The sequence below is a fragment of the Paenibacillus campinasensis genome (genome assembly GCF_002272015.1).
Taxonomy (GTDB): Bacteria; Bacillota; Bacilli; order Paenibacillales; family Paenibacillaceae; genus Paenibacillus_AQ; species Paenibacillus_AQ campinasensis.
In genome coordinates this window covers 1-20,716 of the sequence record NZ_NPBY01000011.1, presented here as the reverse complement: position 1 = coordinate 20,716, position 20,716 = coordinate 1, and the positions used below count along the sequence as shown (strand labels likewise).

The following is a 20,716-nucleotide window of genomic DNA, read 5'->3' as shown; positions in this document are numbered from 1 at the left end:
ATCGCTTGACGTAAAGCTTACTTGCCTGCGGCCTGCGCCTGGGCATCCTGGAGTTTTTGAGCAACATCCTCGGCTTTTCCGTTCATCAGCAGATCTTGCAGGCCGTTGTTGATCACCTCTGTTGCCGCCGATCCCAGCTTGGAATCGTATACCGGTGTAATCTTCACATCCTGCATCAGCTCATACAGCTCCACAAACAACGGATGGGCCTTGCTTCTGTCCAGTTCAATGTTGTAGCTGACAAGCGTGCTGCTGTCCAGCGTAGCTTTCTGACCGTCAGGTCCAGCCAGCGCATAGAACAGCTTCATCGCTGCTTCCTTCCGCGCTCCTTCGAGCTTCTTGCTCACGCCAAGACCCGTTCCAACCACTCCGGAAGTGACGTTCGCCTCGCCTTTACCGCCGTCAATGGCCGGCAAAATTGTAATATGCGTGTTGTCCAGCACTTCTGCCGGCGCGTTGTTCACCAGGTTCGCAAGCGCCCAACCGCCGTTGATCACCATCGCGGCTTTGCCCTGGAAATACAGCTGCATCATCTGGGTTTCGTCAATGCTGTTAAACCCTTCCTGGAAAGCACCGGCCTCACCCAGGCTTTTCAGCACGTTCAGCGCTTCAATGAACTCAGGATCGGTAAATTTCGCGCCGTCCTGCTCCACTGCTTTCAGGAACCAATCGGTGCCGGTAATGCGGTCAGCCAGCGTGCTGAACAGGGTGGATTGAACGACCCAGTTGGCCTTGTTCCCAAGCGCAATCGGAATGACATCATTGTCATTAAAAGTCTGAATCGCCGTCTCCAGCTCTTCCCAGGTCGTTGGCACCTTGACACCATATTGGTTGAAGATCGCCTCGTTGTAATAAATAAAAGAAGTAGGTGCCAGGTTCATCGGCACGGAGTAGACTTTGCCATCCACGGTATAGCCATCCAGCGCATTCGGAATAAAGTTGTTCTTCCATTCCGGATTAGCTGCAAGCTCCTCATCGATTGGCTGAAGCAGATCGCCGTTCACGAACTCCTTCGTCATCGCATCCGGCCACATTACGAACAGATCCGGCATTTCGTCGGCGGCAGCCACCGTGCGCAGCCGTGTTCTCAACCCGTCCGTAGGCAAGCCTTCGTCAACAACCTCAATATTCGGATTGTCATTTTTGAAATCCTCGATAATCTGGCGCATCGCTGTCGCCTTGGCATCCTGCCCGGTCCAGTTATGCCAGATGCTGATGCGCACCTTTCCTTCACTGCTTCCGCTGCCGGTGCCGTTTCCTCCTCCGCATGCGGCAAGCAAGACAGATGTGATCAATGTGAAGCAAAGCACGGTTATCCATTTTTTCATCTCTAGTAAGCCCCCTTTCATTTGCTAGACTCATTGTAATGGTAGCGCTGTCTTTTGGTAAGGGGACGAATGGCGGTCACAGGGTAGAAAAATTACGGTCTTCCATGTCTTCCGTATATAGGCAGTCGCCATTGTGCCGCACCGCACATACAATAAACCAATGTTCGCGTGTAAGGGGGTTCGAAGATGAACACGATGTCCAATGCGCCTCAGAATGCTTTTGTCCATTATATCGGGCCGAGCCCGGTCACCAGCTTCCAGCCGAAGTCCATGTATCCTGCGATTGATCCAACCGCATTCGTGGGGCCGTTCAGCAGCGTCATCGGGGATGTGACGATCAAGCCGCATGTGTTTATTGCTCCGCATGCCAGCATCCGTGCCGATGAAGGCTCCCCTTTCTATATAGGAGAACGCGCCAGCCTGCAGGACGGCGTGATCCTGCATGGCCTGTACGATGAGCGGGTTGAGGTTAAAGGGCGCCATTATTCCATCTATATCGACCGTGATGTTAGTATAACGCACGGGGCGATCGTACACGGGCCGGCCTACATCGGGGAGCGTTCCTTTGTCGGTTTCCAATCGCTTGTGTTTCAGGCCATCGTCGGAAGTAATGTGTATATCTCCAGCAACGCTGTCGTCACCGGCCATATCGTTGTAGACAGCCATCGCTTCGTTCCGCCAGGGGCCGTCATTGATACCCAGCAGAAAGCCGATGAACTGCCTCCGATCCCGCGTAATGCCGATGAATTTGCCGCAGCCGTACGCGCAGTGAATCGCGAATTCACCTCCAGCTATACCTTGCTGTTTGGCAATCGCCGCTGTTCCTGCGGCCTGGCCTGCTCGTAATCTGTCTAATTTTTTCCGCTCTAAGCGAGAAGTTCAACATGATCCGGCTTATACGGAATATATATCTATTGAATTTATGTAGCTTGCGCTATCAATAAAGGGGGACTTTCGTTGCCTGATCATGTAACCACCTCCCGCTTCATCCTGCAATCGGATGCCCGGAGGGATCATCTGATCCACCCGTTGCCGCCGGTATGGTGGAGCCGACCGTATGAATATGCCTGGGCTTTGTCATTTGCTCGCGAGGACGATGTGCTGCTGGATGCAGCATGCGGGATATCTCATCCATTCAAGTTTGCGCTGGCTGAGGTCAGCCGGGAGGTTCATGCCTGCGATATCGACCCGCGAATCACATCCCGGCCGCAAATTCTGGAGGACATCGCGCGCGATTTTGGACTGGATGCTGCGCAGCGGCAAGCCAGCGATTGGCAGCATCGACTGCATCTTGCCCATGCCAATCTGGCGGATCTGCCTTATGACCGCGAGAAATTCGACAGGGTGTTCTGCATCTCGGTGCTGGAACACATGACGCCTGAGGACCAATCAGCAGCCATTGGGGAGTTTTACCGCACTCTCAAACCTGGCGGATTGCTGGTGCTTACTTTCGACTATCCAGCGGTTCATCTGGAGAACATCCAGCAGACACTGCAGCAGGCTGGCTTTGCCTTCGCGGGGGAGACCGATTTCAGGCTGCCGCCTGACGCGCTATATACCGAAATGTGGGGCGGGCTGCACTGCTTCCGGGCCGTGCTTCATAAACCTTCTGACGCCTGAAGCGGCAGCGGCAGCCGAGGATCATAGGTAATGAGCCGATATCGACACCAAAAAAATCCTTAGCTTCTGTATCGATATACAGACAGCTAAGGATTTTGGTTGTGTGCAATCAAGCGTCGGCCTTCGATTCGGCAGCTTGGTATTCGCGCTGGCCTCTACTCGGCCTATCCGTCTTCGTTACCCTTCCAGCGACTGCAAGTATTCTCTCACCTGGGTCGGCGTTTTCGCAAATTTGCTGTGCAGATGGGCTACTTTCTCTCCGTTTTTATAGACAAGCAGACTCGGGATGCCGCGCACCTCATTGGCTTCGGCAATCGGCTGGAACTGCTCCGCATCCATCGCATAAAATTCCTTATCTGCATTCTCCGCGATAATATCGCCGATAAAGCGGTCCAGATTTTTGCAATCCGGGCACCACGTCGTATCAAACTTCAACACCGTATATTGATCACGCTGAATCAATTGCTGAAACTGTTCTTCTGTTAGGATTCTGTCCACTTGCAGCCTCTCCTTTTAAACATCGTTGTCGTCGGTATATAGGTCACTATATAACAGTAAGTGAGAAAACACAACCTCTCGCCCAGTTACTCTCATATAGCCCCCTCCCCGTCAGCATACGATCCGCCGCCAGCCGGCAGCGCTTAACCACGCCATTACCCTGTAATCGCCTTGTACATTCTCGATTCGGGATGCTGGCGCTGCAGCTTATACAGCAGAATGCATATTGAGCCGTGCGTCCGCAAGTCTCGCCTGGTCAAGAAGCGGGTAATCGTATAGCATGCCTTCATATACGACGGTCAAGGCCGGATGAAGCATGAAATCATGCGGTGTCACCACCGTCGATGAACGATCCCAGAGCCGAACCCCGCTCTGCCGCAATGTTTCTGCTACGAACTGCGAACAGAAATAGCTCTTGTCCCTCGTAATATCCAGCCTCATCAGCAAGCCGAACAATCCGATCAAATTATAGCGATAATCGTCTTCTTCTTCCTTATAATGCCGAATGACCCGATTCACCTCGTCATACTGAAGCTGCGACAGTTCCAGACGGAGCAGGGCACATCTCGTGCTTGGAAAGTTACGAAACGTCCCTTCATATACATTCTCTTCTACAAAGCCGCCAATCCACGGATTGCCCGGACATTTGCGTCCAAAACTGTAGACCTCCGACAGCTTCTCGTCCAGTGCAATCGAGGCATGATTGTAAGGCGCAGCAGTGACCCTTTTGATCAGGCGTGTAAACATCGTCCCCGTATCCGTCAGCAGCACATAAATGTTTCGATTCCCGTTCATTTCCCGTTTCCCCCATACCTTAACGTTCGGTTTAACCTTTCGGTAAACATTGATTAACTTCATTGTATGAAAGGCAGACCCGGGACAACACCGACCCAGGCAGTGAATCTGACCTGGACCTTGGAGCGATGCAGCCCTGGACCAAAGTCTGGGAAGCTTAGGATGAACTTCTTATCCGTTACAAAAGGGCCGTGTGCTAACCGTTATACAATCGGCGGTAAGCCGACGGCGTCATCCCTTCATGCTCCATAAACTTCTTGTTAAAGTAACTGACGCTGGGATAGCCGGCATCCACGGCAATGGTGCCAATCGTGTCCTCCTTCCGCTCCACCAGCCACTGCTTAGCCATCTGCAGCCGGCAGCGGGTGATGAACTCCATCGGCGTCATCTCCATCACGCTGCGGAACAATTTGCAGAAATAATAGGTGCTCACCCCAATCCGCTCCGCCCATTTCTCCAGAATGAACGGCTGCACCGCTTCCTGCTGCATCATCGGCAGAATCTCCAAAATCCGATGTTCCGAAGTCCCCGACTTCGGGCCGGACAGCGGGGAAGCTTGCTCTACGAATTCTGTCAGCAGCGCATAAGTCAGTATCGATAATCGTCTCGGGTTCAGCATCCGGTGCTGTTCCGCCTCGTGCAACAGCTCTTCATGGGCCTGTTCAAAGGCAGCGCGCTGCCGGATGGTCCACAGCTGGCTTTTGTGGAAGCCTCGTTCAATGAGATAATGCCGCAAACCGCTGCCGTAAAAATGAAACCAGCGCACATCCCAAGGCTCGTCCTCGCTGCTGTAATAGCGCTGCTGCTGCATCGGAAAATAGAGCACCGCCTCCCCCGGTCCGAGCGGATAGACCTTATTGTCGAGCTCAACATAGCCCTTCCCTGAAGCGACGTAATGAATATTAAAGTTGTTGAGTGCCCCCGCAGAACGGGATACGCTATGATCAGGTTCATCCTGGTAGACGCCAACCGATTCCGGGAAGCAGAAGAAGGGCATTTGCGGAAGTGTGAGCAGCACGATTTGTCGTTTCATCCCGTCCCTCCATAGAACAATATTGTTATAATCGATTGCAAAATAATATTATATCAATTTTAATTTCTGTCTTTTATAATCGCAATATAATCTTAATCGTATCCGAGGAGTTGATTTCGAGCCATGAGCGCACCCAAGCTGAAGTGGGGAATTCTGGGCTGTGCCAGCATAGCCAAGCGTGCTGTCATTCCTGGTGTTGCCAATTCCCGTCTGAATGAAGTTGCAGCGATAGCAAGCCGCGACGAAGAGAAAGCGAAGAAGACGGCGGAGGAGTTGAATATTCCTACAGCCTACGGAAGTTATGAAGCACTGCTGGAGGATCCGTCCATCGATGTCATCTATGTTCCGCTCCCGAATCATTTGCACAAGGAATGGAGCATCCGGGCACTTGAAGCAGGCAAGCATGTGCTGTGCGAGAAGCCGCTGGCACTGACTGAAGCGGAAGCTGCCGAGATGGCAGATGCTGCTGAGCGGACAGGAATGCACCTGGCCGAAGCATTCATGTACCGCCATCATCCGCGTTACGACATGATCAAGAAGCTGATCGTTGAAGGAGCGATCGGCGAGGTTCGCGCCATCCACAGTGCCTTTACCTTCAACAGTGCCGGAAATCCGGGCAATGTTCGTTTCCGTAAAGATTGGGGCGGCGGCTCGATCTATGACATCGGCTGTTATCCGATTAATGCGGCCCGGCTGCTGCTTGGACAGGAACCACAAGCCGTCACCGTGCAAGCCCTCTTCTCGCCTGAGCATGATCATGTCGATATGATGGCTTCCGGATTAGTTGAATTTGAAGGCTCCGTCTCGCTTACCTTTGACTGCGGAATGTGGGCTGCCTTCCGTAATCCGCTTGAAATCATCGGGACAGAGGGCATCATTGAAGTGCCTCATGCCTACACATTCCCCGAAGGCGGCGGCCACTTCTTCCTCACGGCCAAGGGGGAGCGCCATCAGATGGATGTCCCCCATGTAAACGCATACAGTGAGCAGGCCGACGAGCTGGCGGAGGCGATCATATCCCGCAGGCCGCTTCGTTACCCTGTGGAAGATGCCGTGCACAATATGCGGGTGATTGATGCCTGCCTTCAATCCGCTCATGAGCGGACCAGAATCACATTAAATGCATATCCAGGAGAGGAGCTAAAAGCATGAAGTATATTTCAATCCAGGGATTAAACAAACCGGTCTCCGTACTAATGAAAGGCTCGGACTACTTCTATCATGATAACTATGAGAAGGCTGCGGCCAATCTCGACGCCTTCCTAGCCATTGGCGGCAATTCGATTGATACGGCACATATCTACTGCGGCGGACAAAGCGAAGAGGTGATCGGGCGCTACATGGAGGAAAGAGGTAACCGGGATCAGCTCGTCATTCTGACCAAAGGCGCTCATCATGATCAGAATGGGCCCCGGGTAAACCCGAAGGCGATTCAACAGGATATTCTTACAAGCTTTGAACGGCTTCGCACCGATTTCATTGATTTGTATGCCCTCCACCGTGACGATCCTTCGGTTCCGGCCGGCGAAATTGTGGAAGCGCTGAATACCTATATCAAATCCGGCCAGGTCGGCGCCATCGGTGTCTCCAACTGGACGTGGCAGCGCATTCAGGAAGCCAACACGTATGCCGCTGAGCATCAACTGGTCGGTTTCACATTCAGCAGCCCCAATCTGAGTCTGGCCAAGCCGAATGAGCCCTTCTGGACAGGCTGCGTGTCAGCAGACCAAGAGACTTGCGACTGGCATGAAGCCGAGCAGTTCCCGCTTCTGTCGTGGTCATCCCAGGCCCGCGGATTTTTCACCGGGCGCTTCACGCCTGAAGTGCGCGATAATGCGGATCTCGTTCGCGTCTTTTACAACGACGACAACTGGGAGCGTCTGGAACGGGCGAAGCAGCTGGCCAAAGACAAAGGCGTAACGCCGATTCAGATCGCGCTTGCCTATGTACTGAACCAGCCGTTTCCGACCTGTGCCCTGATTGGCGCCCAGACGCCAGAGGAACTGCGCTCCTGCGAGGAAGGCGCACAAATTGAGCTGACGCGCGAAGAGCTGAACTGGCTCGATCTGAGTGCAGACCGGTAACATCTAGGGGCTTATCAGCTTACCGCCCTAATTCGTATCAATCGCTATGCATACAAACGGCCCTTCTCACATCATGAGGAGGGTCGTTTGTACTTCTGTTTCATCGGCAGCCTCGTCCATCTCCCCACGAAAAAAAACCTGCGCTGTGCCGCAGGTCAAATCCACGATAGAAAGGTCACTTCTCCTATAAAAGGCTCACTGCCAGCAGATTAAAAAGGGCCAATGGAAGAATCACGTTGGAGTAGTACGGATTGGCAGGATACGGCGGGTATCCGCCATATGGAGGGTAAGGCGGTCTAGGCCGTGGCCCGTATGGGTACAGTCCCCTTGGATCATGCTCGATATGGATGTAGACATTTTTTGCATCCACATTGATAATGACCCCTTCAACGATCTCGTCATCCATCGTATGCACTCTTACCTTGTGATGAAGCGCCTTTTGCAGCGACTGGTACGCATGCTCTTTATGCTTCTTCATCGAATTGACCAGCTGGTGATCACACTGGAACAGCAGCTGTTGTCCCGGGTAGGTTGACATGGTACTCCTCCTTTTATATCATCTCACCGTAATGTATGCATTTGCCTTGACGAGGGTGTTCGCCTACCCGCTTCTTTTTCCGTTTAAATTCACCATCAGACGGGTAATACAAGCAAGAAACATATATTCAAGGAGAAAGTCTGGGGGATGTCGTATATTTACATAGAGCAAGTATTTCATTTCCGGGTTTGATCAAGCGCGATGGAGTTTTGGGCTGCCTTTGCCATGCATGCTATCGTTTCATTTCATCTTATTACAGTTCATGTAAGTGTAAGTTGACGGGGGTGAGCCTTTTGATATTTTTTTCATCACAGGAATGGGTTTGGGAACAGCTATATAACGAGTTACCGGTTGGTCTTGCGCTCCTGTCTCCGGAACAGGACGAATGGGTATGGGCCAATCGCAGCTTTTATCAATTTTTCGGGGGCAGCGAAACAGAATTTATGCAGACGAAGCGGAAGGAAATCCGCGAATTCTCTCCGACGTTCATTCACAGCGCATACGAGCAGCTTCGCACCGGGCACAAGCCAGTGGTTGAAACGGTTCTGGACATGCTCCGGCCCGATCACCGCTTAGACACCTTATCCTTGAAATATACACGCCTGCGAAGCCCCTCCGGCGACCAGGAGCTGCTTCTTATTACATGCCATCCCACCGGCGTGAACCAGCGGTTCCTCAAAAACCAGAACAAATACCGACAGATTATTGAAAACTCTCAAGACTTTATATCCAGGACGACCTTGGATAATGCCGTCTTCCTCTACTGCTCTCCCGCCTGCTATAAGCTGCTGGGATATCATCCGGAAGAGCTTCAGGGGAACAGCGCCTTTGACTATATATATCCGGAAGATGTCGCGCCGCTGAAGGAATACTTGCAATTCTGCCAGCACAGCGAACCGCCGAGGCCGATTACGTTTCGCTATATTCACAGGGATGGCAGGCACATCTGGTTTGAAGTCAACTGCAAGCCGATCATCGGCCGCGAGGAAGGCGAGCATACGGAAATGCTGTACATTGCCCGCGATATTTCCGAACGCAAGAGAATGGAGTTCAAACTGAAGGAAAGCGAGCAGCGTTACCGCTCCCTGTTTGAATACAATCCATCGGCCGTGTACTCCATGAACCTGGACGGCGAATACATGACCGCCAACCGCAATCTGCAGGAGCTGACCGGCTACACGCTGGACGAGCTTATCGGAATGTATTTCGGCCCGATTGTGGCCGAGAAGGATTTGCCCAAGACGCTGTATCATTTCAACATGGCGAAAGAGGGCAAGCCTCAAAGCTATGATCTGACGATCAAGCACAAAGACGGGCATCTGGTTGAAATCAACACGGTCAATATCCCAATTATCGTGGACGACGAAGTGGTGGGCGTATATGGCATTACGCGGGACATCACCGATCGCATTCGCTCCCTGGAAGAAAACAAGAAGCTCAGCCGCGAACTGACCCTTCTGCTCAATACCGTCTCCGAAGGAATTGTCGGTCTGGATCAGGAAGGTCGGGTAGCTTTTATTAATCCGGCAGGGGCCGCTATCTTCGGCATCGCGCCTGCATCCATCATCGGACTGAGCTGCTATCACCTTATCAGGGAAATGCGCCTGGACGGGAATTTCTATCAGGAGGATTCACCGATCGTGGAGGCTGTGAGAGGCGGCCGATCGCTGTCGCGCACCGAGATTGTGCTGTGGAGACAGGACGAAACCAGCTTTCTGGCAGACTATCAGGTCAATCCGATATGGGACCAGGGCGAGCTGAAAGGAGCGGTGCTTGTATTCCGCGATATTACGAGCGAGAAGGACATTATCCGCGCCAAAGAAACCGCCGAGCGTGCCGATCAGGCCAAGTCCGAGTTTCTGTCCATGATGAGCCATGAGCTGCGGACGCCCATGAACGGGATTATCGGCATGATCGATTTGCTGTTGAACACCAGTCTGGATGAGGAGCAGCAGACGTTTACGAAGATTCTGAAGGAAAGCAGCACCTCCCTTCTGCATACGCTAAATGAAATACTCGACTACAGCCGAATTGAAACCGGTAAAATGACGTTGAACAAGGAACCGATTGACCTGCGGGCCCTGATGCAGAGCGTGATTGATCTGTTCTCCGGCAAGGCCCGGGAAAAAGGGCTGCAACTCACTTGCAGCCTCGACGCCGAAACTGTCCCCAAAGTCGTCATCGGGGATCCGATCCGGCTGCGCCAGGTGCTTGTGAATCTGATCAGCAATGCCGTCAAGTTTACGGAACGCGGCAGTGTCTTCATGTCTGCCAAAGGAATGACCTGCTCCGGCAAGGAGGAGATTACCCTCGCTTTTGAAGTGAAGGATACAGGGATCGGCATTCCGATTGAACAGCAGCATCAGTTGTTTCTGTCCTTCTCCCAGCTCCACCCCTTCTTGAACCGAAAGTATGGCGGAACCGGCCTCGGCTTGGCCATCAGCAAAAAGCTTGTCGAGCTCATGGGCGGCGCCATTGGCGTAGACAGCCGTGAAAATGAAGGGTCCTGCTTCTATTTTACGGTTCCTTTGGAATTGTGGGATGAGCGCAGTCACACGGCTGAGAGGTCAGATCCCCCCTCGGTTCCGCATGATATGGGAAAACCTGCCGATGCTTAAACTGAAGCAACCCCAAGGGCCCTTCACAACGGGCCCTTGGGGTTGTTCTCCTATATATGTTGTTCGCTTAATGTCATGAATTCCGGATATGACTTACTCGTACAACGCTTCAAGCTCATCGATCAGGGAACCGACATACGCAACGGCGCGGGAGATCGGCTCGGATGTGGACATATCCACTCCGGCCAGCGCCATCAGCTTCAGCGGCTCCAGGCTGCCTCCTGCTTTCAGCACCTCAAGCCAGCGGTCCACCGCAGGCTGGCCTTCCTCGCGGATCACTTGGGCCGCCGCCGTCGAAGCGGTCAAGCCCGCAGCATACGTATACGGGTACAATCCCATATAATAATGCGGCTGTCTCATCCAGGTCAGCTTCGCCCCTTCATCCAGTTCAAGTGCGTCGCCCCAGAAATCAGAGAGCACCTGTCCCTTCAGCTCGGACAGCTTATCGGCTGTAATCGCATGATCCTCACTTGCCCAGCGGTACACTCTTCTTTGCAGTTCTGCTTCCAGCAGATGGGTCACATAGTTGTGATAGTAGGTGCTGAGAAGCTGCTGAATAATGAAGCGGCGCATCCGTTTGTCTTCCGCGTTCTTCATCAGATGATCAGCCAGCAACAGCTCATTCATCGTCGACGGAGCTTCAATGAAGTACATCGATGGACGGGCATTGGTGATGCGCTGATTGCGCCCTGCCAGCATCAGATGTCCGGCATGCCCGACTTCATGCGCCAGCGTGAAGGCGCTGCGCATGTTGTTCGCCCACGTCACAAGAATGTAGGAGTGCACACCATACGTTGAAGAGCAGAAGGCTCCTGTGGATTTTCCGATATTGTCGGCATAGTCAACCCAGCGCTTCGTAAAGGTGGAATCCACGATCTCCCCGTATTCCGGTCCGAGCACCGCAAGCGCACTGCGGATGGTCGAACATGCTTCCTCATAGGAAATGCTTGGATTGAAGTCCGGATCCAGCGGTGCTTTCAGATCACAGAACAGCATTTTGTCCAGGCCGAGCACCCGCTTTTTCAATTTCATCAGCCGACGCATATGTGGAGCCAATTCTGTCAGGATCGTATCATGAATGAGATCGTACATCTCGGTCGTAACCTGCTGCGGCTTCAGCAGCATCTCCGTTACGGAGGAGTATCCCCGCAGGCGGGACAGGATGACCTGCTTCTTCACTTCGGTTGCATAGGCTTCGGCAAACGTGTGGCGCGACCCTTGCAGCGACTTGCTGAAGGAAGCATAAGCCGCACGGCGCAGTTCGGTATCCTCGCTCATCTCATATGTATTCTCATAGAGGCGGAACGATACGGGCTGCTTCTCCTCGCCTTCGCCGATATCCTCAAAGGTCATATCCGACAGCTTGCCGCGTAAATAGATCCGGTAAGGTGCGCCAAGCACTTCGCCCAGTGAGGCCAGCACCTGCTCCGTTTCAGAGGTCAGACGATGCGGCTTCGTGTCAAGCAGCAGCTTAAGGCTGCGTTCGTACGAGGCCAGCCCCTTCTCTTCTTGTAGATACCTGTCAAGCCAGCCGTCTTCAAGCTCCAGCAGTTCGGATTCAACAAAGGTCAGCGATGACATAATTCTAGACATCACATCGCCGGACTTCGCCGAATTGGACAGATTCAGCGGATTGGTGCCGTCCTCGGATTGCCGAAGCCGGGCATAGGCAGCCGCTTTCCCCGCTTCCTCCAATAGCGCCTCCTGTTCGTTCAAGCATTCCAGCAGCACGGAGGCTCCTTCGCCAAGGCGCCCTTTGAATCGGGTAAGTGATTCTGCCTGCTTCAGAACAGCTTCCAAGCCTTTCTCAAATGCCTCTTGTGACGGAAATAAGTCGGTCAGGTCCCACGTCTCATGGACAGGAACCTCTGCGCGTGTCAGCATTTTCCCCATAAATACAGTTCCTCCTGTCTCTCCTCGTTAAAAAATCCCTAATGTTACTAATTCCAGCGTAACGCAATCTGAACGACAAAACAAGTTTGGAAGCAAATGAAACATTTTATGAGTCTGCCTATTGACTTCCGCATCCCCGCAGTTTTATAGTTAGGCCATACCCTTTCATATAAGGAGAGATTTTGATGTCGGTGAATGTTCTTAACTAACCAAATTTCATATGGATGGAGCTTGCCAGTTTTTATGTGCGTGTCCCGGATTTCGGGCATGTTTATTTTGCTGTGCCGATTCTGTCCGTTGAATTAGTTAAGAACTACGGATATCAATTGAAGCCCTTTTCGGGTTCACTCTGATAAGATACATTCGAGCCGTGCTGTAGTTCAGCACGGTTTTTTTGCCTTCTGCTTTCCCCGGTCAGCACCGCTCCGGTGCCCACCCCTGACCGAAGGCAAGGCTTGTTTCAAGTATCTTGTGAGCGTGTACCCTTCTTCCGGCGGCAAGTGAACCCTGTTCACTTGCCGCTTTTTTATATGGGCTCGATATTGTATGCAAGGGAACTTACCTATCAAAGGAGCGAGAAGCGATGAATAACCAAATAATGAATGAAGCGATGAGCAAACTGGAGTTTTCCAAAATTCGGGCGGAGCTGGAGCACTATGCGGTCACTTACCTCGGCCAGCGACATATCCAGCAGCTCGCCCCGTTAACGCAGCCGAAAGCGATCAGACACCGGCTGGGGGAAACCGAGGAAGCACGGAGGCTGCTTGAAGCAAGGGCCAGCGTCCCCCTACCTTCACTCGAGGGCATTGAGCTCGTGCTGGATTTGCTCGGTACCGGGTATGTGCTGACCGAGCGCGATTTAGGGCATATTGCCCAGTTTTTGCGGAGCTGCTGCCAGCTGATCAAGTATATGGCCGCCAAAGGCGAGCTCGCCCCCACCATTTCAAGCTATGCAGCCTCCATGCAAGAGCTGGACCAGCTGCTGAATGAAATTGAAACCAGCATTCACGGCGGCCGCATCGTCGATCATGCCAGCAAGGAGCTCGCCAAGATCCGCAAAAAAATCCAGGTGACCGAGGAGCGGATCAAACGAAAGCTGGACCAGCTGCTTAACCGTCATCAAAGCATCTTGATGGAGCATGTCATCAGCAAACGTGCCGGGCGCTACGTGCTCCCTGTCAAGAAAGAGTATCGCAAGCAGATCAAAGGGACCCTTCTTGACGAATCGGCCAGCGGCCAGACGGTATTTATCGAGCCTCAAGAGTTGCTTTCGCTCCAGATGGAACTGAGCCTGCTGCAAAGCGAGGAAGCCAAGGAGGAAACAAAAATATTAAGCGAGCTGACCGGTCTGACGGAGCGATATGAACAGGAGCTGAGAATCAATGTCGATACGGTTGGCATGTATGATTTTATACTCGCAAGGGGCAAGTATGCACTGGCCATCGGCGGGCGCAATGTAAGCCTGAATCAGGAGGGATACATCCATCTGATAGGAGCGGTTCATCCGCTGCTTGGCGCGGCCATGATTCCGCTGGATTTTCGGATTGGCCGGGGCTACAGAACTCTCATCATTACCGGTCCGAATACCGGCGGCAAAACATCGGCGCTCAAGACGATCGGGCTGATCACATTGATGGTGCAGTCCGGGCTGCTGGTGCCGGTTCAGGAGGGAAGCGAATGCGCCATCTTCGAGGAAGTGGCTGTCGACATCGGAGACGGTCAGAGCCTGGAGCATGCGCTCAGCACCTTCTCGGCCCATATCCGGAATATCAAAGATATATTGTTAACGGCCGGCACATCCACGCTTGTCCTGCTCGATGAAATGGCCTCCGGTACCGATCCGGGGGAGGGCGTTGGATTGTCCATCGCCATACTTGAGGAGCTCCACCGGCGTCAGGCAACCGTCGTGGTCACGACCCATTTTACCGAGATCAAAAATTTCGCCGCCCGTTCCCCGGGGTTTGAAAATGCCCGCATGGAATTTGATACCGAAACGCTGGAGCCGCTATACCGTCTGCGTATCGGCGAAGCCGGACACAGCTACGCCTTTGTCATCGCAGCCAGGCTGGGCATCCCGGAAGCGATCATCGCCAGATCCCGGGAAATTTCACAGCTCGGCCGTAGCGTCGATCTGTCTCTGGACCATGAGCCTGATCGCATCAGCGAACGCGGATCGGACCAGGACGCACAGGACGCATCCCTGGGCGAGACGGTCATAAGCAGCCAACCGGCGGTGCCAGATAGCGAGGAGACTGCACTTCCCTCCTTCCGGCAAGAGCCAGCGGTTACGGAAGCAGAACATGCCGCCAATGAAGCAGCGTCCCGGCCGAAATTTCGCTTGGGCGACAGGGTATATATCCCCTATTTGAAACGCAGCGGCACGGTGTATGACCTGCCCGACGGAAGAGGGAATGTCGGCGTCATGATCCAGAACGATAAGATACGGATCAATCACAAGCGGCTGAAGCCCTTTATCGGTGCGGAGGAGCTATATCCGGAGGAATACGATCTGGACATCGTATTTGAGAGTAAGGAAAACCGCAAAAAGCGAAATTTGATGAAACGCAAGCATGTCGAAGGGCTGACGATTGAAACGAAGCCGGAATCCCCATGATGCAAAGCAGAGGTTTCCGTATCTGCTTATGTTCGAACTTACGGATCTAGGCGGGCGGCTCTTTAGCCGCCTCCTTTCCATCCGGCTGAAACGAACACTCAGCTCCTCCCTGCTTGGTAGCATTTCGCGTACCATTTGGTGTACAATAAAATCCAAATGACGTTTAGAGGATGGTTATCAACATGTATGTAGCTCAAGATTGGCAAGATTACGAGGTCATTGATACCGGAGGCGGCGAGAAGCTGGAGCGCTGGGGCGATGTCATTCTTCGCCGGCCCGATCCGCAAATTATATGGCCGATCAAGCAAGAGGACGGATTATGGCGAAATGTGCACGGGCATTATCATCGCAGTTCGTCCGGAGGCGGACAGTGGGAGATGAAGAAGCAGATTCCCGAACGGTGGACGATTTCCTATGACCGGCTCAAATTTTATATTCGTCCGACCAGCTTCAAGCATACCGGGCTGTTCCCTGAACAGGCAGCCAACTGGCGCTGGATGATGGACAAGATTGCAGCCGCTGGACGGCCGATCCGGGTGCTCAACCTGTTTGCATATACGGGCGGGGCAACGGTAGCCGCCGCATCGGCGGGTGCGCAGGTCGTTCATGTCGATGCCGCGAAAGGCATGGTGCAATGGGCGAAGGAGAATGCCGCATTGTCCGGGCTGGCGGATCACCCGATCCGCTATATTACGGATGATGTGTTCAAGTTCGTACAGCGCGAGCAGCGCCGCGGCAATCGTTATGACGCCATCATTATGGATCCCCCATCTTACGGGCGCGGTCCCGGAGGCGAGACGTGGAAGCTGGAGCACAGTCTCTACCCGTTCCTGGAGAGCTGTCTTGAGATCATTTCCGATCAGCCGCTGTTCATGCTTATCAATTCCTACACAACAGGAATTTCCCCGTCCGTGCTGAACAATATGCTGACCATGACCATGAAGCCGAAATTCGGAGGGACGATTACCGCGGGTGAAATCGGGCTGCCGATTACCCGTTCAGGGTTAAACCTTCCATGCGGCATTCTCGGTCGCTGGGAGTCGTAAGCGATGAGCGGTGAACACCGCACAGTCTATCCGCACATCGACGTACTGTTCGAGGATAATCATGTGCTTGCCGTAAGCAAGCCGGTAAACATACCTTCCCAGGAAGATGCGACCGGCGACCCGGATATGCTGACGATTCTGAAACAGGATCTCAAGGAACGCTATAACAAGCCGGGCAATGTATACCTCGGACTTGTCCATCGCCTTGACCGACCAGTCGGCGGGGCTATGGTCTTCGCCAAAACGTCCAAGGCAGCCTCACGCCTGTCGGAAGCCGTCCGCAGCCGCAGCCTTCGCAAACGTTACGTTGCCGTCGTTCACGGCACTCCGTCCAAAGCGAACGGTCGTCTGGTGGATATGCTGTACAAGGATTCCAGAACCAATACGGTGTCCGTCGTCCCGAAAGGAACCGAGGGAGCCAAGGAAGCGGTGCTGGATTACACCGTACTGGCCACAAATGACAAACTGTCTTTGGTGCTTATCGAGCTTCATACCGGAAGGCCTCACCAGATTCGCGTTCAGTTAAGCCAACTGGGTCACCCGCTGTACGGGGACCAGAAATACGGCAGCCGCTTGAACAAGGCGGGCCAGCAGATTGCCTTATGGTCCGTGCAGCTCGGGTTCCCTCATCCGACCAGCAAGGAAGAGATTGTGATCCAGGCCATGCCGCCTGCGGCGCATCCATGGAGCCTGTTCCAGCCGAAGCTGATCCAGCGTGCACTGCAGCTGCGAGACTGACCCATTCAATTATAAGAGCCCCTGGTGCTTGAAGATGGAATAGCATCCTATTCCCTTCCTGCATCAGGGGCTCTATGTCTGTTAAGCCTCCACCAGCGCTTCCTGGGGCGCTGTGCTGATCTTGCCGAGCAAATAGATAAGCAGCTGCTGATTATGCGACGATATCCGGCTTAACACCTGTGACAAATACTCGTCGCGGACTTCCAGGCCCCGCTTGTACTCTTCCTTCCCTTTATATGAGATCGTGACCCACACAATGCGTCGATCCTCTTCATCCCGCTCTCGCAAAATAAGGCCGTTCTTCTCCATCCGGTCCAGGAGCATCGTGACTGCCGCAGGGCTGGTGGCCAGATAAGGAATAAAATCCGAGGGCTTCATGCGCTGCTGCTCCTCCAGCACCTCAAGTACGGTTAACTGCGCTTCCGTTAACGAGGGCGCGAGCCCCCCCTCCATATGCAGCTTGTAATCCTTGGCCAGCTTGGACCATACCTTGGCAAACTCGGCTGTATACATCGTTATCCCGTCCTTTCCGGTTGCGCACCCGCTTGGGATACACCCCGTCTTCCTATTGATGTAATGGCATACATAGTTCCTGTTTATTTATAGGATTAACTTTCGCGCTTGCTCTTCCATATTCCTGCTTTTTTCGTAAAAAAATATAATTTCCAACAATACGACATTTCCTGATATCCCTTGTCATTCAAGGCATCTCATGTTTCCATTTAATTCGACACATAGTTACTTATGTAGTATAGTGCAAACTAAATTCGCGGAGGTAACCTGCGATGAATCTGCACTCGCACACACAAAAATCCCCTGAAAATGCCATTGGATTTACCAATGAATTTCCAGGGGATGGTTCATAACAACCGATCAGGCTTACAAAATTGCGACAATCGTCCCCGCCGTCAGCCTTCCTTGTTCTGCTCCGGCTTCGGATGCACGACCAGATCCTGCACAATACCGTTCTTGCCAACATCCACCAGCAGCTTGCCGACAGATTTGCGTTCGGCAATCGGAACTTTCTCCGAATGAATCAGATAAGGCTGCCCATGCTGATCATACGCCGTAATATCCATCGGTTCACGGCAGTAGAACGCACCGACAATAACATTTCCGTTCGGTTTGACGCGCTTGCCTTCCTTGAATTCGAAGGTGACGATGCCTTTGCCTCCCCGGCTTTGCGCCGCATAATCGATGAGCAGACTGCGCTTGCCGTAGCCGAGATCCGTTATCGTGAGCACTTCGCCTTCATCTTCTTCAACCCAAAGCGAAGCCACGACTTCATCGTCATCCCGAAGCTGAATGCCGCGTACGCCGCCGGACACGCGTCCCATGCTGTTCACCTCCGACTCACGGAAGCGAATGCTCATGCCACCCTTCGTTACCAGCATCATTTCCTTGGTGCCATCACTCATCGTTACGCTCAAGACCTGATCATCTGCAGCCAGCTTCACCGCCGCTACCGCGCCGGTCCGCTTCGTGGCATAATCCTTCAGCTCTGTCCGCTTGACCTGTCCCTTGCGGGTAACAAACACCAGGGTTTTGCCAGCCTCATCAAGATTGGACACCGGAATCACAGAGACGATGGAATCTTCCTTCGGCAGCTGGATAACATTCACGATCGCCGTTCCCGCATCCTTCCATTTGTACTCCGGAATTTGGTGAACAGGCAGCAGGAAATACTGTCCGCGATCGGTGAAGATCAGCAAGCTATCCAGCGTGTTCACTTCGAACAGACGTGTAATATAATCGCCTTCCTTCACGCCCGAGCTCTCAAGCTCACCGCCGGAGCGGGTGAAGGACAGCATGCTGGTCCGCTTGATGTAACCATCCTTGGACAGTGTCACAAGCACATCCTCCGCGTTAACGAGCACTTCAAGATTCACCTTGATCTCTTCCACTTCATCCTGAATGTCGGAACGGCGGTCGACGCCGTACTTCTCCCGGATTTCAAGCAGCTCCTTGCGAATCACGCCGATCAGCTTCTTGTCATTGTCCAGAATGGAGCGTAAATTGTCGATCTTCTTCTTCAGCTCATCCAGTTCCTTCTGAAGCTGATGAATTTCAAGATTGGTCAGGCGGTACAGCTGCAATGTCAGAATCGAATCTGCCTGCCGCTCCGTAAAACCAAACATCCATTCCAAATTCTTCTGCGCGTCCTGGCGGTTCTTGGAGGCTTTAATCGCATTGATGACCTCATCCAAAATGTTCAAGGCCTTCACAAGCCCTTCAAGCACATGCGCACGGTCTTCTGCACGCTCCAGCTCATACTGGGTACGATGGGTCACCACTTCGCGCTGATGGGCGATGTAGGCTTCCAGCATCGCCTTCAATCCGAGCTGCTGCGGCGTTTTGTTCACAATCGCCACCATGTTGAAGTTATAGTTGACCTGAAGATCCGTCTTCTTGAGCAGGTACGCGAGAATCCCGTTCGCATCCGCATCCTTCTTCAGCTCAACGACGATCCGCTGGCCGTCGCGGCCGCTCTCATCCCGAACTTCAGCGATGCCTTCAACCTTCTTCTCCAGACGGATGTTCTCCATCGCAGTCACCAGTCTCGACTTGACCACCTGATACGGAATCTCGGTAATGACGATTTGCTGCTTGCCGCCGCGAAGCGATTCAATCTCGGTCTTCGCCCGGATGTATATGCGTCCCTTGCCGGTGCGATAGGCATCGAGGATGCCTTCCCGCCCCATGATGATGCCGCCGGTTGGAAAATCCGGCCCTTTGATAAAGGTCATAATGTCAGCCAGCTCAATATCTGGCTTCTGCATGACCGCGATACACGCATCGATCACCTCACGCAAATTATGCGGCGGAATTTCCGTGGCGAATCCGGCGGAAATGCCGCTCGCTCCGTTCACCAGCAAGTTCGGATAACGCGAAGGAAGCACGACCGGCTCCTTCGCCGTGTTATCAAAATTATCCTTGAACAATACGGTGCGCTTCTCAATGTCGCGCAGCAGCTCCATCGCAATCGGAGACAGGCGCGCTTCCGTGTAACGCATAGCCGCCGCCGGGTCATCATCCACAGAGCCCCAGTTCCCGTGACCCTGCACAAGCACATGCCCCATCTTCCACGGCTGGGCCATCCGCACCATGCCTTCATAGATCGCGCTGTCGCCGTGCGGATGATAGTTCCCCATCACGTCTCCGACCGTCTTGGCCGATTTGCGATATGGCTTGTCCGGGGTATTCCCGGAATCATACATCGCATACAGAATGCGGCGCTGAACCGGCTTCAGGCCATCGCGAACATCGGGAATCGCCCGGTCCTGAATAATATATTTCGAGTACCGTCCAAAACGGTCACCGACAACCTCTTCCAAATACGCGGGTAAAAACTGCTCGGATAAACTCATTCATTCACCTTCTATTCCTCAGACTCGGCAAAATCGACGTTCTCCACGATCCAGCGCTTGCGCGGATCGACCTTGTCTCCCATTAGCGTCGATACGCGCCGTTCCGCTTTGGCCGCATCTTCAATCTGGACCTGCAGCAGCGTCCGTGTCTCCGGATTCATGGTCGTTTCCCACAGCTGATCCGGGTTCATCTCGCCGAGCCCCTTATAGCGCTGCAGCTCATAATTTTTGAATTCCTTCAGATAGTTAGCCAGCTGCTCCTCCGTCCACGCATATCGCACCGTTTCCAGCTTGCCTGAACGGCTGGCGATTTTGTAGAGCGGCGGCTGGGCTATATAGACCCTGCCCTCATCAATGAGGGGCTTCATGTACCGATAGAAGAACGTGAGCAGCAGCACCTGAATATGTGCGCCGTCGGTGTCCGCATCGGTCATGATAATGATCTTGGAATAATTGCTGTCCGACGAGGAAAATTCGGTGCCGATTCCAGCTCCAATCGCCGATACAATCGCCCGGTACTCCTCGTTTTTCAAAATATCAGCC

The 20,716-nt window shown here is 53.2% G+C and carries 17 protein-coding genes; 8 read left to right on the top strand and 9 right to left on the bottom strand.

Translation table 11 applies throughout. The features are described 5' to 3' along the window. Positions 1-17 precede the first annotated feature (17 nt). Complete coding sequence (locus CHH67_RS03595) at positions 18-1,328, bottom strand: extracellular solute-binding protein (protein WP_095263618.1); 1,311 nt, start codon at positions 1,326-1,328, stop codon at positions 18-20. A 186-nt stretch (positions 1,329-1,514) separates the two neighbouring features. Between CHH67_RS03595 and CHH67_RS03590 the strand changes: the two genes are divergently transcribed. Both CHH67_RS03590 and CHH67_RS03585 read left to right on the top strand, forming a co-directional pair. Beyond that, positions 1,515-2,174: an LbetaH domain-containing protein gene (locus CHH67_RS03590; RefSeq protein WP_095263617.1), complete on the top strand. Its 660-nt coding sequence runs from the start codon at positions 1,515-1,517 to the stop codon at positions 2,172-2,174. A 111-nt stretch (positions 2,175-2,285) separates the two neighbouring features. After that, positions 2,286-2,948, top strand: a complete 663-nt coding sequence (locus CHH67_RS03585) for a class I SAM-dependent methyltransferase (RefSeq protein ID WP_095263616.1) — start codon at positions 2,286-2,288, stop codon at positions 2,946-2,948. A 177-nt stretch (positions 2,949-3,125) separates the two neighbouring features. Here the strand turns inward: CHH67_RS03585 and CHH67_RS03580 are convergent, their stop codons facing one another. From CHH67_RS03580 to CHH67_RS03570, 3 genes are all read right to left on the bottom strand, one after another. Continuing rightward, positions 3,126-3,446, bottom strand: coding sequence for a thioredoxin family protein (locus CHH67_RS03580; RefSeq protein WP_095263615.1), 321 nt, complete (start codon positions 3,444-3,446; stop codon positions 3,126-3,128). A gap of 207 nt (positions 3,447-3,653) precedes the next feature. Continuing rightward, the gene (locus CHH67_RS03575) at positions 3,654-4,241 is read right to left on the bottom strand and encodes a hypothetical protein (RefSeq protein ID WP_095263614.1); all 588 of its coding nucleotides are present in this window, start codon (positions 4,239-4,241) and stop codon (positions 3,654-3,656) included. A gap of 196 nt (positions 4,242-4,437) precedes the next feature. Further along, positions 4,438-5,274 carry an AraC family transcriptional regulator gene (locus CHH67_RS03570; RefSeq protein ID WP_095263613.1) on the bottom strand — a complete coding sequence of 279 codons (837 nt, stop codon included), beginning with the start codon at positions 5,272-5,274 and terminating at the stop codon, positions 4,438-4,440. Positions 5,275-5,397: 123 nt separating this feature from the next. Between CHH67_RS03570 and CHH67_RS03565 the strand changes: the two genes are divergently transcribed. Then, entirely contained in the window at positions 5,398-6,426 is a 1,029-nt protein-coding gene (locus CHH67_RS03565) for a Gfo/Idh/MocA family protein (protein WP_095263612.1), read from the top strand. After that, entirely contained in the window at positions 6,423-7,358 is a 936-nt protein-coding gene (locus CHH67_RS03560; protein ID WP_095263611.1) for an aldo/keto reductase, read from the top strand. Before CHH67_RS03565 ends, CHH67_RS03560 begins: the two co-directional genes overlap by 4 nt. Positions 7,359-7,542: 184 nt before the next feature. Here the strand turns inward: CHH67_RS03560 and CHH67_RS03555 are convergent, their stop codons facing one another. Then, on the bottom strand, positions 7,543-7,896 hold the full coding sequence (locus CHH67_RS03555; protein WP_095263610.1) for a hypothetical protein: 354 nt from the start codon (positions 7,894-7,896) through the stop codon (positions 7,543-7,545). Positions 7,897-8,189: 293 nt separating this feature from the next. On the opposite strand from CHH67_RS03555, the gene CHH67_RS03550 reads away from it, so the two are divergent. Beyond that, positions 8,190-10,514, top strand: a complete 2,325-nt coding sequence (locus tag CHH67_RS03550) for a PAS domain-containing protein (protein WP_244908072.1) — start codon at positions 8,190-8,192, stop codon at positions 10,512-10,514. 93 nt (positions 10,515-10,607) lie between these two features. Here the strand turns inward: CHH67_RS03550 and pepF are convergent, their stop codons facing one another. Further along, positions 10,608-12,407, bottom strand: coding sequence for an oligoendopeptidase F (pepF, locus tag CHH67_RS03545; RefSeq protein ID WP_095263609.1), 1,800 nt, complete (start codon positions 12,405-12,407; stop codon positions 10,608-10,610). A 598-nt stretch (positions 12,408-13,005) separates the two neighbouring features. Here pepF and CHH67_RS03540 point away from each other — a divergent pair. The 3 genes from CHH67_RS03540 to CHH67_RS03530 all read left to right on the top strand — a co-directional run bounded on the left by CHH67_RS03540 (position 13,006) and on the right by CHH67_RS03530 (position 16,805). Further along, positions 13,006-15,021 (top strand): endonuclease MutS2, encoded by a 2,016-nt coding sequence (locus CHH67_RS03540; RefSeq protein WP_095263659.1) that lies wholly within the window; start codon positions 13,006-13,008, stop codon positions 15,019-15,021. A gap of 182 nt (positions 15,022-15,203) precedes the next feature. Beyond that, positions 15,204-16,067 carry a class I SAM-dependent methyltransferase gene (locus CHH67_RS03535; RefSeq protein WP_095263608.1) on the top strand — a complete coding sequence of 288 codons (864 nt, stop codon included), beginning with the start codon at positions 15,204-15,206 and terminating at the stop codon, positions 16,065-16,067. Between the two features lie 3 nt (positions 16,068-16,070). Continuing rightward, positions 16,071-16,805, top strand: a complete 735-nt coding sequence (locus CHH67_RS03530) for an RluA family pseudouridine synthase (RefSeq protein ID WP_095263607.1) — start codon at positions 16,071-16,073, stop codon at positions 16,803-16,805. 81 nt (positions 16,806-16,886) lie between these two features. Here the strand turns inward: CHH67_RS03530 and CHH67_RS03525 are convergent, their stop codons facing one another. The 3 genes from CHH67_RS03525 to CHH67_RS03515 all read right to left on the bottom strand — a co-directional run. After that, positions 16,887-17,318, bottom strand: coding sequence for a MarR family transcriptional regulator (locus CHH67_RS03525; RefSeq protein ID WP_095263606.1), 432 nt, complete (start codon positions 17,316-17,318; stop codon positions 16,887-16,889). A 395-nt stretch (positions 17,319-17,713) separates the two neighbouring features. Beyond that, a complete protein-coding gene (gene gyrA, locus CHH67_RS03520) occupies positions 17,714-20,173 on the bottom strand; it encodes a DNA gyrase subunit A (protein ID WP_095263605.1) in 2,460 nt (819 codons plus the stop codon). Between the two features lie 11 nt (positions 20,174-20,184). Beyond that, positions 20,185-20,716: toprim domain-containing protein (locus CHH67_RS03515; RefSeq protein WP_244908071.1), on the bottom strand; the 532-nt coding region annotated here is incomplete at its 5' end.

Coding starts and splice junctions, on each gene's coding strand:
- CHH67_RS03555 (WP_095263610.1), bottom strand. CDS start 7,896: ATGTCAACCTACCCGGGACAACAGCTGCTGTTCCAGTGTGATCACCAG.
- CHH67_RS03575 (WP_095263614.1), bottom strand. CDS start 4,241: ATGAACGGGAATCGAAACATTTATGTGCTGCTGACGGATACGGGGACG.
- CHH67_RS03535 (WP_095263608.1), top strand. CDS start 15,204: ATGTATGTAGCTCAAGATTGGCAAGATTACGAGGTCATTGATACCGGA.
- CHH67_RS03565 (WP_095263612.1), top strand. CDS start 5,398: ATGAGCGCACCCAAGCTGAAGTGGGGAATTCTGGGCTGTGCCAGCATA.
- pepF (WP_095263609.1), bottom strand. CDS start 12,407: ATGGGGAAAATGCTGACACGCGCAGAGGTTCCTGTCCATGAGACGTGG.
- CHH67_RS03590 (WP_095263617.1), top strand. CDS start 1,515: ATGAACACGATGTCCAATGCGCCTCAGAATGCTTTTGTCCATTATATC.
- CHH67_RS03560 (WP_095263611.1), top strand. CDS start 6,423: ATGAAGTATATTTCAATCCAGGGATTAAACAAACCGGTCTCCGTACTA.
- CHH67_RS03530 (WP_095263607.1), top strand. CDS start 16,071: ATGAGCGGTGAACACCGCACAGTCTATCCGCACATCGACGTACTGTTC.
- CHH67_RS03570 (WP_095263613.1), bottom strand. CDS start 5,274: ATGAAACGACAAATCGTGCTGCTCACACTTCCGCAAATGCCCTTCTTC.
- CHH67_RS03540 (WP_095263659.1), top strand. CDS start 13,006: ATGAATGAAGCGATGAGCAAACTGGAGTTTTCCAAAATTCGGGCGGAG.
- gyrA (WP_095263605.1), bottom strand. CDS start 20,173: ATGAGTTTATCCGAGCAGTTTTTACCCGCGTATTTGGAAGAGGTTGTC.
- CHH67_RS03595 (WP_095263618.1), bottom strand. CDS start 1,328: ATGAAAAAATGGATAACCGTGCTTTGCTTCACATTGATCACATCTGTC.
- CHH67_RS03525 (WP_095263606.1), bottom strand. CDS start 17,318: ATGTATACAGCCGAGTTTGCCAAGGTATGGTCCAAGCTGGCCAAGGAT.